The sequence below is a fragment of the Phaeobacter italicus genome (assembly GCF_019801785.1).
In the GTDB taxonomy this organism is placed as follows: Bacteria; Pseudomonadota; Alphaproteobacteria; order Rhodobacterales; family Rhodobacteraceae; genus Phaeobacter; species Phaeobacter italicus.
The window spans coordinates 259,199-271,679 of the sequence record NZ_JAHVIJ010000005.1 but is presented as its reverse complement, the minus strand read 5'-3'; the positions used below and the strand labels follow the sequence as shown (position 1 = coordinate 271,679).

The following is a 12,481-nucleotide window of genomic DNA, read 5'->3' as shown; positions in this document are numbered from 1 at the left end:
AAAAAGGACGACCCTGCCCTTGAAGCTCTAGTGACTAGAGCAATTACCTTGGTCTCGAATCGAAAAGAGGACAGGTAAAATGGCAGGTTGCTGCAATCATAACGCGCGCTTTGACGGCGTTTCGGCAGACTACAAACGCAGGCTCTGGCTGGTCATTGCGATCAACGCCGCGATGTTTGCAGTCGAAATGGGGGCTGGGCAGATGTCCGGCAGTCAGGCGCTGAAGGCCGACGCGCTGGACTTTCTGGGCGATGCGCTCACCTACGGTATTTCCCTCGCCGTGATCGGCGCGACTCTGCGCACCCGTGCGCTGGCAGCGCTCGGCAAGGGGGTCAGCCTGCTGTTGATGGGGATCTGGGTGTTCGGCTCTACCGTCTATCAGGTATTCTACGTCGGCGTCCCGCAGGCTGAGATCATGGGTGTGATCGGCTTCATGGCGCTGGCGGCGAATCTGATCTCGGTCATGCTGCTGGCCCGCTACAAGGACGGCGACGCCAATGTGCGCTCTGTCTGGCTGTGTTCGCGCAATGATGCCATCGGCAATGTCGCGGTAATGATCGCCGCGCTGGGGGTCTGGGGCACGGCCACTGGCTGGCCGGACCTTGTGGTTGCGGGGATCATGGCAGGTCTGTTCCTGAACTCCGCCTTTCAGATCCTCACGCAAGCTGTGCGGGAATGGCGCGAAGAAGAGGCGCACGCCCACGCGCACTAACCCGCCTGCAGCGCCCGTCCCGCCCCCGCCGGGCCGGGCGTTGCCCCTCAAGCAAACAGCCCCGCGTATTCCTCGCGCAGGGCTTTTTTCTGCACCTTGCCCATTGTGTTGCGTGGCAGCGCATCCAGCAGGATGATTTCCTTGGGCTGTTTGAATCTGGCCAACTGGCCTGAGAGCGCGGCCGTTATCGCCTCCGCGCTGGTGCCCTCGCCCTCCGGCACCACCACTGCGACCACCGCCTCGCCGAAATCCGGATGCGGCACGCCGATCACTGCGCTTTCCAGAACCCCGGGCAGGTCATCGATCAGGCTCTCGACCTCCTTGGGGTAGACATTGAAGCCACCGGTGATGACCAGATCCTTCTGTCGCCCGACAATGGTGACATAGCCGTCGGCGTCGATCTTTGCCATGTCGCCCGTGATGAACCAGCCGTCCGCCTGCAGTTCCTCGGCTGTCTTTTCCGGCATCTGCCAATAGCCCTGAAACACATTCGGGCCGCGCACTTCCAGCACGCCGATTTCGCCGGTTGGCACCTCGGCCCCCTCTTTCATCACCCGCGCCTCCACGCCCGGCAGAGGAAAGCCCACGGTGCCTGCGCGACGCTCCCCTTTATAGGGGTTCGACGTGCTCATATTGGTTTCGGTCATCCCGTAGCGTTCGAGAATACGGTGACCTGTCCGCATCTCCCATTGTTCGTGGGTATCAACCAACAGGGGGGCAGAGCCGGAGATGAACAGGCGCATATTGGCGGCACGCTCGCGCGTCAGCCGCGGATCGGCCAGAAGGCGGGTGTAAAAGGTCGGCACCCCCATCAACGCCGTCGCGCCCGGCATGGCGTCCAGAATCGCCTCACCATCAAACCCCGGCAGGAACACCACCGACGCCCCGGACAAAAGCGCCACATTGGTCGCCACGAACAGCCCGTGGGTGTGAAAGATCGGCAGAGCATGGATCAGCACATCATCTGACGTGAACTGCCAATAATCCCGCAGGGTGAGCGAATTGGAATAGAGGTTGGCATGGCTGAGCATGGCCCCCTTGGACCGCCCCGTCGTGCCGGAAGTATAAAGAATTGCCGCAAGATCATCTGCCTCCCGTGCCACCGGGTCAAAACCGCCCTGCCCATCTGCCAAAACACTGAGCGTGCCCTGCCCGTTCCTATCGAGCGTGACAATCTCAGCCGCGCCTGCCACCTCGCGCAGACCGGTTTCGCGATCCGGATCACACACAAAGACACGCGGTGTTGCGTCTGCGATGAAATAAGCAACCTCTGCATCGGTGTAGGCCGTGTTGAGCGGCAGGAAAATGGCGCCGGCCATGACAGTGCCGAGGTACAGCTCAATCGCGGCAAGTGATTTGAGAACCTGAACCGCCACCCGATCACCCGGTTCCACTCCACGTGAAACAAGTGCCGCAGCCATCTGTTCTGCGCGGGCAAAAAGCGCACCAAAAGTGACATCGCCACCGGCCGTCTTGGGCTGGGTGGCAAACACCGCGTCTTCACGCCCGACAGAGGCGGCGCGCAAATGCTGGATCAGGGGGTTGGCATCATACATTGGAACTCTCTCCTTGCGGGTAGGGCGACCTTGGACACTGCGGGCTGGAAAAATCAACCCGTTGCACTTTCCGGTGCAAGGGCGCAGGGTCTGCGCATGTCGAGTTCCTTAACATCGCATCAACCGGGCCGCGCCATTGCGCTGAAGGTCGCAGCCATTGGCCTGTTCACAGGTCTGTCGGCCATCATCAAGGCGACATCCGATGTTGTCCCTGCTGGTGAAGCGGTGTTCTTTCGATCGTTTTTCGCAATTCCCGTTATCCTGGTGTGGCTTGCCATGCGCAAGGAACTGGGCCGCGGACTGCGCACCGCGCATCCGGGCAAGCATTTTCTGCGCGGTCTTCTGGGCACAACCGCGATGGGAATGACGTTCATGGGGCTGGGGATGCTGCCGCTGCCTGAGGTGACGGCGATTGGCTATGCCACGCCGATTTTCACACTGATTCTGGCCGCGCTGCTGCTAGGTGAGCGGATCCGCCTGATCCGTATCACCGCCGTTACCATTGGCCTGATCGGGGTTCTGGTGATGCTTTGGCCTCGGTTGGGGGGCGGTGATCTGGGGGATGCGGCAACGCTGGGGGCCATCCTGATCCTGATTGCGACGGTGGCCCGCGGGCTGGTGCAAATACATATCCGCCGGATGGTGATGACAGAGCACACCGCTGCCATAGTGTTCTATTTCTCCCTGACAGCCTCGCTGCTGTCACTGTGCACGCTCCCCTTTGGGTGGGTCTGGCCTGATCCGGCCACGCTTGCCCTGTTGATCAGCGCAGGACTGGTAGGTGGGGTTGCGCAAATATTGGTGACGTCTTCCTACCGCTTTGCACCCGCGTCGATGCTGGCACCTTATGATTATTCATCAATGCTGTTTGCCATTGTGCTGGGGTATGTCTGGTTCAACGAACTGCCGACGCTCGTCATGCTGGCGGGGGCGGGGCTGGTGATTGTCGGCAATGTTCTGGTGATCTGGCGTGAAAGCCGCCTGGGCCTGGAACGTGGCAAGGCGCGCGCCGTCACCGACCCCAAGGGTTGAGCTGCCGCAAACCGGCAGCTGGGTCATGCGCCAGTCGCCTGGGGTCAGGTTGCCCCCATCCGGGAGCGCAGGGCATTCACCCGGTCGCGCAGATCCAGCAGCTCTTCCAGATCGCCACCCATACCCTCAACGATGCAGGCGGTGATCTCTCCCACCTTGGCCGCCCGCTCTGCACCTGTTTCTGTCAGCTCCAGCAATCGGCTTCGATCATCCTGTGGATTGGGAACACGTCGCAGCAGCTCTGCCTCCTCCATCCTTTTCAGAAGAGGGGTAAGGGTGTTGGTCTCAAGATCCAGCTGCTGGCCAAGCGCCTTGATGGTCTGACCGGGATTGTGCCGAAGCGAGATCAGGACAAGATACTGAGGATAGGTCAGCCCAAGGGGCGCGAGGAGCGGGCGGTATAGCCGGGTCAGCGCATGGTTGGCGGAATAGATCGCAAAACACAGCAGGTCGGAAATTTCAGGTCCATCCGGCGGTATGGCCGGTTGGTTTTGCTGTCCCTGAGCGGGGGCGTGGCTGACTGGTTTGTTCGGCGACTGGGTCATTTTATTGATTTAGGTCGCACACGATGCGTCCGCAACACTTGACGTTCGACACAGACGCCCCACTTTATGTCGTGCACGATATAAATATGCGAGGCGCCGCCCGCATGCCACCCCGACAGGAAAGGATCCTGATATGAGCGTTTCACCCGTCTACACCGCATTTGCCACTGCCACCGGCGGGCGTGATGGCAAGGCCACCATTCAGGGCAGCGATCTGGTGATTGATCTGGATCCGCCCAAGGAAATGGGCGGCAAAGGCGAAGGCAACAACCCAGAGCAGCTCTTTGCGGCCGGCTATGCGGCCTGCTACATCGGCGCCATGAAATTCGCGACCAGCCAGAACGATCAGCTGGCAAAAGTGCCAAATGACGTCTCGGTTGCAGCCGAAGTTGGCATCGGTCCCCGCGATGAGGGCGGGTTTGGTCTGGTTGTCACCCTCAAGGTTGCCCTGCCCGGCCTCAGCCCGGAAGACGCACAGACCGTTGCGGATGCAGGTCACAAGATCTGTCCCTATTCCAACGCGGTGCGTGGCAATGTGGTTGTGACCACCGAACTGGTCTGAGACCTGCCCATCCGAATACGGCCCTTACCTGCCTCTCAGGCAGGTCAGGGCTTAAACAGAAAAAGCGCGGAGACATCTCCGCGCTTTTGCATTTTCCGAAACTGGACAGCGATCAGCTGCGCACCAGTTCCTCATAGGCTTTGGCGATCTCCTGGGTCAGCTCTCCGACTTCAAAACGGTGCGGACCAATCTCGCCAACCGGTGTGACCTCAGCTGCGGTGCCTGTCAGCCAGCATTGTTCAAACCCATCCAGCTCTTCCGGCATGATGTGGCGCTCATGCACGGTGATGCCGCGGTCTTTCAGCATGCCGATCACGGTCTGACGGGTGATGCCATTCAGGAAGCAGTCGGGCTTTGGTGTGTGAACCTCGCCGTCCTTCACGAAGAAGATGTTGGCGCCGGTCGCCTCTGCCACATAGCCGCGATAGTCCATGAACAGCGCATCCGAGCAGCCCTTGGCCTCCGCCTTGTGCTTGGAAATGGTGCAGATCATGTAGAGACCCGCCGCTTTGGCGTGAACCGGGATGGTTTCGGGGCTTGGGCGTTTCCACTCTGCGATGTCGAGCTTGGCACCCTTCATCTTGGCGTCGCCGTAGTATGCGCCCCATCCCCAGACCGCGATGGCCATGCGGACCGGGTTTTTCGCCGACGCGACACCCATGTCTTCGCCAGAACCACGCCAGACGATTGCACGCACATACGCGTCCTGCAGGCCAGAGGCCTTCAGCGTTTCTTCCTTTGCCGCCTCGATCTGGTCGACGGTGTATGGCATCGGCATATCCAGCGCCTCTGCGCTGGCGATCAGACGCTCGGAATGCTCGCGGCTCTTGAAGATTTTGCCGTTGTAGGCGCGCTCACCCTCAAAGACGGAGGAGGCATAATGCATGGCATGGGTCAGGATGTGGACCTTGGCATCACGCCATTCGACCATCTCGCCATCCATCCAGATCAAACCGTCACGATCTTCGTATCCTGCCATGGCGCACCCTCCTTAAGCCTCGCCCAATTTTCAAATGTTGCGCCAATTACGACCGATCCGGACATAAAGTTGCGCTAAACCTGCGATTCGATACATCTTCAGACTTGGAATGTCAACAAGGCTGACTTAAAATGACCCAAGCACAAAAGGGAGACACCCATGGCAGAAGGGCGACCAGGGCAGGGATTTGGCGGCGAAAGCCTGCTGTTTCTGACGGATGAGCAGTTGCGGCAAGGCATTGAGGCAATGTTCTTTGCCTATCGCGGGTTCACAGCAGATCCGGACCGGATCCTGGCCGAGATGGCCTATGGGCGCGCGCATCACCGGGCGATCCACTTTATCAATCGCGCACCTGGCACGACCGTCAACAATCTCTTGTCGATCCTGGGTGTCACCAAGCAATCGCTCAACCGGGTGCTGCGTGCCCTGATCAGCGACGGGCTGGTTGAAAGCCGCGTGGGTGTGACCGACAAACGCGAACGCCATCTGTTTCTGACGGACAAGGGACGAGCGCTGGAAACCAGCCTGTCGGATGCGCAGCGCGCCCGCATGCGCGCCGCGTACAAGGATGCAGGCCCAGAGGCAGTGCAGGGTTTCAAACGGGTTCTGGAAGCAATGATGGATTCCGACATGCGTCGCGCCTATGCGAAATTGCGGGAGACCGGCGCATGAGCAATTTCGATTCCCATCTGCTGATCGTCGACGACGATGAGCGCATTCGTGGCCTGTTGAAGAAATTCCTGATGCGCGCTGGTTTTCTGGTGACCGCAGCGCGTGATGCTGCCCATGCGCGTCGGGTGCTGTCAGGGCTCGATTTCGATCTCATCGTGATGGATGTGATGATGCCCGGCGAAGATGGCATCTCCCTGACCCGCGCGCTGCGCGAAACCATGAGCACGCCGATCCTTTTGCTGACCGCAAAGGGAGAGACCGAGGATCGTATTGAAGGGCTGGAAGCGGGCGCGGATGACTATCTGGCGAAACCCTTTGAGCCCAAGGAGCTGCTGTTGCGGATCAACGCGATCCTGCGCCGCATGCCCGAACCCACGGCCAAGGACGCAGCCCCCAAGGTCCTGCATCTGGGGCCGATCCGCTATGACATTGAACGCGGCGAGATGTGGCAGGGTGAAGAGCTGATCCGTCTGACCGGCACCGAAAGCCAGCTGATGAAGATCTTTTCCGCCTGCCCCGGTGAACCGGTCAGCCGCACCAAACTGGTCGAAGATCTGGGGCGCGACCGCGGTCAGGCACAGGAACGCGCGGTGGATGTTCAGATCACCCGTCTGCGCCGCAAGATCGAACCCAACCCCAAACAGCCGCAATATCTGCAGACGGTACGGGGCGCGGGTTATATGCTGGCACCGGATTAAGCCACCAGACCTGCAACCGCCACGCGGCGCTTTGAGCCCCTGGCGGGGATATTTCTGGCAAAAGGAAACGGGGGCCCTGATGACGACTGCCTTGATCACCCATGCTGACTGTCTGAACCACGTGACGCCTGATGGCCACCCAGAGCGCGTGGCCCGTCTGGAGCATGTGCTGCACGCCCTGGAAGGACTTGCGCTGAAACGGGTCACCGGGCCGATGGCCGCGGAAGACGACATCCTGCGCATTCATCCGGCCAGTTACCTCGCTGATCTGCGCAATGCTGTGCCACAGGACGGTCGCGTACAGCTGGACGCGGATACATATATGTCACCGGGATCGCTGGATGCGGCCTTTCGCGCGGCGGGGGCTGTCGTGCGCGCGGTGGATATGGTGCTCAGCGGCGAGGTGCAAAACGCCTTTGCCGCCGTGCGCCCGCCCGGGCATCACGCCGAAACCGACACAGCAATGGGGTTTTGCCTGTTCGGCAATGCCGCGCTTGCCGCCAAACATGCGCTGGATCACCACGGTCTGGCCCGTGTGGCGGTGGTGGATTTTGATGTGCATCACGGCAATGGCACGCAGGATCTGTTGTGGGACGAACCACGCGCGCTGTTCATTTCCAGTCAGCAGATGCCCCTGTGGCCCGGATCGGGCCGACCAGAGGAAGACGGCGCCCATGGCCAGATCCTGAACCTGCCCCTGCCACCCGGCTCGGGCGGTGTGCAGATGAAGGCCGCCTATGTCGATCAGGCCTTTCCACGCTTGCGGGCCTTCAAACCCGAGCTGATTATTATTTCTGCGGGTTTTGACGCCCATCAGGATGATCCACTGGCCGAACTGGCCTGGAGCACAGAGGATTTTCGCTGGCTGAGCCGCGAACTCTGCTCTCTCGCACAGGAGCTTTGCGGGGGTCGTATCGTCTCGACTTTGGAGGGCGGATATGATCTGAACGCCCTGGCCGCATCGGCCAAGGCCCACGCGGAAGAACTGATAGAGGCAGGCACATGACCGACACCACCAGTCCCGAAACCCCCGTTGAAGAACTGAGCTTTGAGCAGGCGATGCGCGCGCTTGAAACTGTAGTGGATCAGCTGGAGCGCGGTGACGTGGCGCTGGATGCGTCTATCGCCCTTTATGAACGCGGCGCAGCCCTCAAGAAACGCTGCGAAGATGAGCTTAAGCGGGCTGAGGAAAAGGTGGCTGCGATCACGCTTGACGCCAAGGGCGCACCGACCGGCACCCAGCCGCTGGATGCCGGCTGAGACATGGCTGCTGCAGCAGATGCACAGAGCCGCCCGTTTGCGCAGGCTCTGAAAGAGGCACAGTCCCGGATCACGGCCCATATGGAGGCCCGGCTGGGTGGGAATGACCCGCTGCATGCCGCGATGCGTTACGCCATCACCGGCGGCAAGATGCTGCGCGGATTTCTGGTTCTGGAAAGCGCACGCCTGCACGGTGTTGACGAGGATGCAGCACTTGAAGCCGCGCTGGCGATCGAGTGCATTCATGCCTACTCGCTGGTGCATGATGATCTGCCCTGCATGGATGACGACGATCTGCGTCGCGGCCAGCCCACTGTGCACAAGAAATGGGATGAGGCGATGGCGGTTCTGGCTGGTGACAGCCTGCAGACCTTTGCCTTCGAACTGCTGGCCGACCCCAAGATCGGCCCCAATGCGCTGGTGCTTATCCGCGGACTGGCCCAATCCTCTGGCAAGGATGGCATGGTGTCCGGGCAGATGCTGGACATTGCTGCGGAAACCGCCACCACGCCACTGGATCTTGATCAGATCACACGGCTGCAAAACCGCAAGACGGGCTGCCTGATTTCCTGGTCTGCCACTGCGGGCGCGGTCATGGCTGGCGCGGATGAGGCACCGCTGCGACGCTATGCCGATGCGCTTGGCCTTGCTTTTCAGATTGCCGATGACATCCTTGATGTAGAAGGCGATGCCGCCAAGGTCGGCAAGGCGGTCCGCAAGGATGCGGATGCAGGCAAAGCCACATTTGTTTCGCTCTTGGGGCTGGACGCTGCCAAGGATCGCGCCAGAACCTTGATGGAACAAGCTTGTGATGCGCTGAGCCCGTATGGCAGTGCCGCCGAAACCTTGAAGGAAGCCGCGCGCTTCGTTATCTCGCGCGATAGCTGAGCCGCACAATGCGTGCACCGCCAAAGCAACACGCCCAAGGAGCTGCCATGTCAGACCGGCCCCAGACCCCTCTTCTGGATCAGATCACCCGCCCTGCGGATCTGAAATCCTTGAGCGATGCGCAGCTGACGCAGGTCGCGCAGGAACTGCGGCAGGAAACAATTTCCGCCGTCTCTGTGACCGGTGGACATCTGGGCGCAGGTCTGGGGGTCGTCGAGCTGACCACCGCGCTGCACGCGGTGTTTGACACTCCGCGGGACAAGATCATCTGGGATGTTTCGCACCAGTGCTATCCGCACAAGATCCTGACTGGACGGCGCGACCGCATTCGCACCCTGCGGATGAAGGACGGGCTAAGCGGCTTTACCAAACGTTCGGAATCACCCTTCGATCCTTTTGGCGCCGCGCATAGCTCTACCTCGATCAGCGCGGCGCTTGGTTTTGCGGTGGCGCGCGACCTGGGCGGTGTGATCCCCGAGGGCAATGGCGATGCGATTGCCGTCATTGGCGACGGGTCGATGTCTGCCGGCATGGCGTTTGAGGCGATGAACAACGCAGGCCATCTGGGCAAGCGGCTGATTGTCATTCTGAACGACAACGAGATGTCGATTGCCCCCCCGGTTGGGGCGCTGTCGTCCTATCTGTCGCGGCTTTATGCCGAGGAACCGTTTCAGGAGCTGAAGGCGGTGGCCAAGGGCGCTGCATCCTTGCTGCCGGAACCCTTCCGCGAAGGTGCCAAGCGCGCCAAAGACATGCTGAAGGGCATGGCTGTTGGCGGCACTTTGTTTGAAAGCCTGGGCTTTTCCTATCTCGGGCCGATTGATGGCCACGATATGGACCAGCTGCTGCCGGTGCTGCGTACCGTGAAGGCCCGTGCCACCGGTCCGATCCTGATCCATGTGCTGACGAAGAAGGGCAAGGGTTATGCCCCGGCGGAACGCGCCCGCGACAAGGGCCATGCCACTGCCAAATTCGACATGGTGACCGGCGAACAGAAGAAAGCGCCCTCGAACGCGCCCTCCTACACCGCTGTCTTTGGCAAGGAATTGGTGCGGCTGGCGGCCGAGGATGACAAGATCTGCGCCGTCACCGCAGCGATGCCCGATGGCACCGGCCTGAACCTGATGGCCGAACGCTACCCCTCGCGCACCTTTGACGTCGGCATCGCAGAACAACATGGCGTCACCTTTGCCGCCGCGCTGGCCGCTGGTGGGATGAAACCTTTCTGCGCGATGTATTCCACATTCCTGCAGCGCGGTTATGACCAGGTGGTGCATGACGTGGCGATCCAGCGCCTGCCGGTGCGCTTTGCCATCGACCGTGCGGGTCTGGTGGGCGCGGATGGGGCAACCCATGCGGGCAGTTTCGACATTGCCTATATGGCAAACCTGCCCGGCATGGTGGTGATGGCCGCCGCCGATGAAGCAGAGCTGGTGCATATGACAGCCACCGCTGCGGCCTATGATGACGGCCCCATCGCCTTCCGCTATCCGCGGGGTGAGGGCGAAGGCGTCGATATGCCAGAGGTGCCAGAGGTCTTGGAAATCGGCAAAGGCCGGATGATCCAGAACGGCAAACGCGTGGCGATCCTGTCGTTCGGCACCCGTCTGGGCGAAGTCAAAAAGGCCGCCGAGGCGTTGTCTGCCAAGGGGATCACCCCAACCATCGCGGACGCCCGTTTCGCCAAACCGCTGGATCGCGACATGATTCTGCAGCTGGCTGCCGATCACGAAGCCCTCATCACCATTGAAGAGGGCGCAGTGGGGGGCTTTGGCTCACACGTGGCGCAGCTTCTGGCGGAGGAAGGCGTCTTTGATAGCGGGCTGAAGTTCCGCTCCATGGTGCTGCCCGACACCTTCATCGACCAGGCCAGCCCGGCGGACATGTATGAGATCGCGGCGATGAACGCGCCGCAGATCGAAGCCAAGGTGCTCGAAGTTCTGGGCGTGGCGACGATTGGAGAGAAGCGGGCCTAAACCCCCGTCGTCTCCTGCGGGGGAACGAAGGTTTCCAGATCTTCGGCGGCGCGGACGGCGCGCAGGCCTTCGCGGTAGCTGGGATAGAGCAGATCCACCCCCAGATCATCTTTGATGCGCTGGTTTCTGACGCGCTTGTTCTCGCCATAGAAGCTGCGCGCCATGGGGGTCATGCCGGCCTCATCAAAGGGGACTTCGGCAGGGACAGGCAGGCCCAGCAGCTCGGCCGCAAAGCCCAGCACATCCTGCGGCGGGGCGGGATCATCATCACAGAGGTTGTAGATCGCACCAGGATCGGGCCGCGCAATCGAAGCGGCAAGAACCTGTGCGATATCATCGACGTGAATGCGCGAAAACACCTGTCCCGGCTTCACGATGCGCCGCGCCTTTCCTGCCATCAGCTTGGCAAACGGGCCGCGACCGGGACCATAGATCCCTGCGAGACGAAAGATATGCAGCGGCAGGTCGGGAATGGCCTGCCAACCTGTTTCCGCCGCAGCGCGCCAGCGGCCACGCTGGCTGGACGGGGTGACGGCGGTGTCCTCATCCACCCAGGCGCCATCATGGTCGCCATAGACCGCAGTGGTCGAGAGATAGCCAACCCATTCCAGCGTATCGCCCTGCGCTGCCTCTGCCAGAGCGTCGGCCAGTTCGTTCAGCACCGGGTCCCCCTCTGCGGTTGGCCCGACGGACGACAGGATATGGGTCACCCCATCCAGAGAGAGGGGGGCACCGGGCCAGGTGATCAACTCGACCCCGTGGACGGGCACGGCATCATCTGCTGATCGGGTGGTGCCAATAACCTTCCAGCCCGCCTGAAGCAGCTGGGGGGCCAATGCGCGGGCAGTATAGCCAAATCCAAGACAGAGCAGTGTTTTCGTCATGCCCCATAGATGCGCGCGGGCCTGTTTGGGTGCAAGGGTTGATTCCTCTGCCGATTGCGCATTTGCTGGGTCCATGGACAAAAAACCGATTGATGTGGATGCAGCATACGGGCTTGCGGGCCCAGAGCAGTCGCGTGCCCTTTATGCAGATTGGGCAGAGACCTACGACAGCGGCTTTGCGAACGAAACAGACTACATCCTGCCCGAACAGGTCGCGTTGGTTTTTGCGGCCGCTGGTGGCAGGGGGCCAGTTCTCGATGTGGGGGCCGGTACTGGATTATGCGGGGTTGCCCTTGCAAAGCAGAACCTTGGCCCGATTGACGCCACCGACATCAGCCCCGACATGCTGGCACAGGCGCTGCGCAAGGATGTGTATCGCGATGTGATCGAAGCCGACCTGACAGAGGGTATCCCGGTGCCACAGGGGGCCTATTGCGGTTTGGTATCCTCTGGCACCTTCACCCATGGCCACGTCGGACCGGAGGCCTTGCCAACCCTCCTGCGGGTGGCTCGTCCTGACGCGATTTTCGCCCTGGCCATCAACGCGCGGTTTGCGGCGACGTCCGGCTTTGACGACGCGTTGCACCGCTTGCAACGCGGTGGCTGGATCAGGGATCTGCGGTTGCCGGAAGTGGCAATCTACGGCTCTGCGGCCAAGGGCATCCATCGCGCGGACACTGCCCTTGTCGCTGTATTTGCAAAGGTCTGAGACGGTGA

14 protein-coding genes are annotated in these 12,481 nt (G+C 61.2%); 10 read left to right on the top strand and 4 right to left on the bottom strand.

Annotated elements, in window-relative coordinates:
- Positions 1-79: 79 nt before the first annotated feature.
- Positions 80-712 carry a cation efflux transmembrane domain-containing protein gene (locus KUV39_RS13980; RefSeq protein WP_008558996.1) on the top strand — a complete coding sequence of 211 codons (633 nt, stop codon included), beginning with the start codon at positions 80-82 and terminating at the stop codon, positions 710-712.
- A gap of 47 nt (positions 713-759) precedes the next feature.
- Here KUV39_RS13980 and KUV39_RS13975 read toward each other — a convergent pair whose 3' ends face one another.
- On the bottom strand, positions 760-2,268 hold the full coding sequence (locus tag KUV39_RS13975; protein WP_222460040.1) for a malonate--CoA ligase: 1,509 nt from the start codon (positions 2,266-2,268) through the stop codon (positions 760-762).
- Positions 2,269-2,364: 96 nt separating this feature from the next.
- Here KUV39_RS13975 and KUV39_RS13970 point away from each other — a divergent pair, with 96 nt between their 5' ends.
- Positions 2,365-3,300 carry a DMT family transporter gene (locus tag KUV39_RS13970; RefSeq protein WP_037302610.1) on the top strand — a complete coding sequence of 312 codons (936 nt, stop codon included), beginning with the start codon at positions 2,365-2,367 and terminating at the stop codon, positions 3,298-3,300.
- 44 nt (positions 3,301-3,344) lie between these two features.
- On the opposite strand, the gene KUV39_RS13965 is transcribed toward KUV39_RS13970, so the two are convergent.
- A complete protein-coding gene (locus KUV39_RS13965; protein WP_222460039.1) occupies positions 3,345-3,845 on the bottom strand; it encodes a MarR family winged helix-turn-helix transcriptional regulator in 501 nt (166 codons plus the stop codon).
- A 133-nt stretch (positions 3,846-3,978) separates the two neighbouring features.
- On the opposite strand from KUV39_RS13965, the gene KUV39_RS13960 reads away from it, so the two are divergent.
- Positions 3,979-4,407, top strand: coding sequence for an organic hydroperoxide resistance protein (locus tag KUV39_RS13960; protein ID WP_222460038.1), 429 nt, complete (start codon positions 3,979-3,981; stop codon positions 4,405-4,407).
- Positions 4,408-4,519: 112 nt separating this feature from the next.
- On the opposite strand, the gene KUV39_RS13955 is transcribed toward KUV39_RS13960, so the two are convergent.
- On the bottom strand, positions 4,520-5,386 hold the full coding sequence (locus KUV39_RS13955; protein ID WP_008560626.1) for a branched-chain amino acid aminotransferase: 867 nt from the start codon (positions 5,384-5,386) through the stop codon (positions 4,520-4,522).
- A 159-nt stretch (positions 5,387-5,545) separates the two neighbouring features.
- Here KUV39_RS13955 and KUV39_RS13950 point away from each other — a divergent pair, with 159 nt between their 5' ends.
- The 6 genes from KUV39_RS13950 (at position 5,546) to dxs (ending at position 10,880) form a co-directional block, all read left to right on the top strand.
- Positions 5,546-6,058: a MarR family winged helix-turn-helix transcriptional regulator gene (locus KUV39_RS13950; RefSeq protein ID WP_008559286.1), complete on the top strand. Its 513-nt coding sequence runs from the start codon at positions 5,546-5,548 to the stop codon at positions 6,056-6,058.
- On the top strand, positions 6,055-6,756 hold the full coding sequence (locus KUV39_RS13945) for a response regulator (protein ID WP_008559332.1): 702 nt from the start codon (positions 6,055-6,057) through the stop codon (positions 6,754-6,756). Before KUV39_RS13950 ends, KUV39_RS13945 begins: the two co-directional genes overlap by 4 nt.
- A gap of 79 nt (positions 6,757-6,835) precedes the next feature.
- Positions 6,836-7,762 (top strand): histone deacetylase family protein, encoded by a 927-nt coding sequence (locus KUV39_RS13940; RefSeq protein ID WP_222460037.1) that lies wholly within the window; start codon positions 6,836-6,838, stop codon positions 7,760-7,762.
- On the top strand, positions 7,759-8,016 hold the full coding sequence (locus tag KUV39_RS13935; RefSeq protein WP_008562988.1) for an exodeoxyribonuclease VII small subunit: 258 nt from the start codon (positions 7,759-7,761) through the stop codon (positions 8,014-8,016). Before KUV39_RS13940 ends, KUV39_RS13935 begins: the two co-directional genes overlap by 4 nt.
- A 3-nt stretch (positions 8,017-8,019) precedes the next feature.
- A complete protein-coding gene (locus tag KUV39_RS13930) occupies positions 8,020-8,904 on the top strand; it encodes a polyprenyl synthetase family protein (protein WP_222460036.1) in 885 nt (294 codons plus the stop codon).
- A gap of 47 nt (positions 8,905-8,951) precedes the next feature.
- Positions 8,952-10,880, top strand: a complete 1,929-nt coding sequence (gene dxs / locus KUV39_RS13925; protein ID WP_046211784.1) for a 1-deoxy-D-xylulose-5-phosphate synthase — start codon at positions 8,952-8,954, stop codon at positions 10,878-10,880.
- Here the strand turns inward: dxs and KUV39_RS13920 are convergent.
- Positions 10,877-11,764: an SDR family oxidoreductase gene (locus KUV39_RS13920; RefSeq protein WP_209035377.1), complete on the bottom strand. Its 888-nt coding sequence runs from the start codon at positions 11,762-11,764 to the stop codon at positions 10,877-10,879. The genes dxs and KUV39_RS13920 overlap by 4 nt on opposite strands.
- A gap of 73 nt (positions 11,765-11,837) precedes the next feature.
- Between KUV39_RS13920 and KUV39_RS13915 the strand changes: the two genes are divergently transcribed.
- Complete coding sequence (locus tag KUV39_RS13915; protein WP_222460035.1) at positions 11,838-12,473, top strand: class I SAM-dependent DNA methyltransferase; 636 nt, start codon at positions 11,838-11,840, stop codon at positions 12,471-12,473.
- Positions 12,474-12,481: the final 8 nt, after the last annotated feature.

What these genes read in the sequence shown, in the direction of transcription:
- KUV39_RS13980 (WP_008558996.1), top strand. Translation starts at nt 80, where the DNA reads ATGGCAGGTTGCTGCAATCATAACGCGCGCTTTGACGGCGTTTCGGCA.
- KUV39_RS13975 (WP_222460040.1), bottom strand. Translation starts at nt 2,268, where the DNA reads ATGTATGATGCCAACCCCCTGATCCAGCATTTGCGCGCCGCCTCTGTC.
- KUV39_RS13970 (WP_037302610.1), top strand. Translation starts at nt 2,365, where the DNA reads ATGTCGAGTTCCTTAACATCGCATCAACCGGGCCGCGCCATTGCGCTG.
- KUV39_RS13965 (WP_222460039.1), bottom strand. Translation starts at nt 3,845, where the DNA reads ATGACCCAGTCGCCGAACAAACCAGTCAGCCACGCCCCCGCTCAGGGA.
- KUV39_RS13960 (WP_222460038.1), top strand. Translation starts at nt 3,979, where the DNA reads ATGAGCGTTTCACCCGTCTACACCGCATTTGCCACTGCCACCGGCGGG.
- KUV39_RS13955 (WP_008560626.1), bottom strand. Translation starts at nt 5,386, where the DNA reads ATGGCAGGATACGAAGATCGTGACGGTTTGATCTGGATGGATGGCGAG.
- KUV39_RS13950 (WP_008559286.1), top strand. Translation starts at nt 5,546, where the DNA reads ATGGCAGAAGGGCGACCAGGGCAGGGATTTGGCGGCGAAAGCCTGCTG.
- KUV39_RS13945 (WP_008559332.1), top strand. Translation starts at nt 6,055, where the DNA reads ATGAGCAATTTCGATTCCCATCTGCTGATCGTCGACGACGATGAGCGC.
- KUV39_RS13940 (WP_222460037.1), top strand. Translation starts at nt 6,836, where the DNA reads ATGACGACTGCCTTGATCACCCATGCTGACTGTCTGAACCACGTGACG.
- KUV39_RS13935 (WP_008562988.1), top strand. Translation starts at nt 7,759, where the DNA reads ATGACCGACACCACCAGTCCCGAAACCCCCGTTGAAGAACTGAGCTTT.
- KUV39_RS13930 (WP_222460036.1), top strand. Translation starts at nt 8,020, where the DNA reads ATGGCTGCTGCAGCAGATGCACAGAGCCGCCCGTTTGCGCAGGCTCTG.
- dxs (WP_046211784.1), top strand. Translation starts at nt 8,952, where the DNA reads ATGTCAGACCGGCCCCAGACCCCTCTTCTGGATCAGATCACCCGCCCT.
- KUV39_RS13920 (WP_209035377.1), bottom strand. Translation starts at nt 11,764, where the DNA reads ATGACGAAAACACTGCTCTGTCTTGGATTTGGCTATACTGCCCGCGCA.
- KUV39_RS13915 (WP_222460035.1), top strand. Translation starts at nt 11,838, where the DNA reads ATGGACAAAAAACCGATTGATGTGGATGCAGCATACGGGCTTGCGGGC.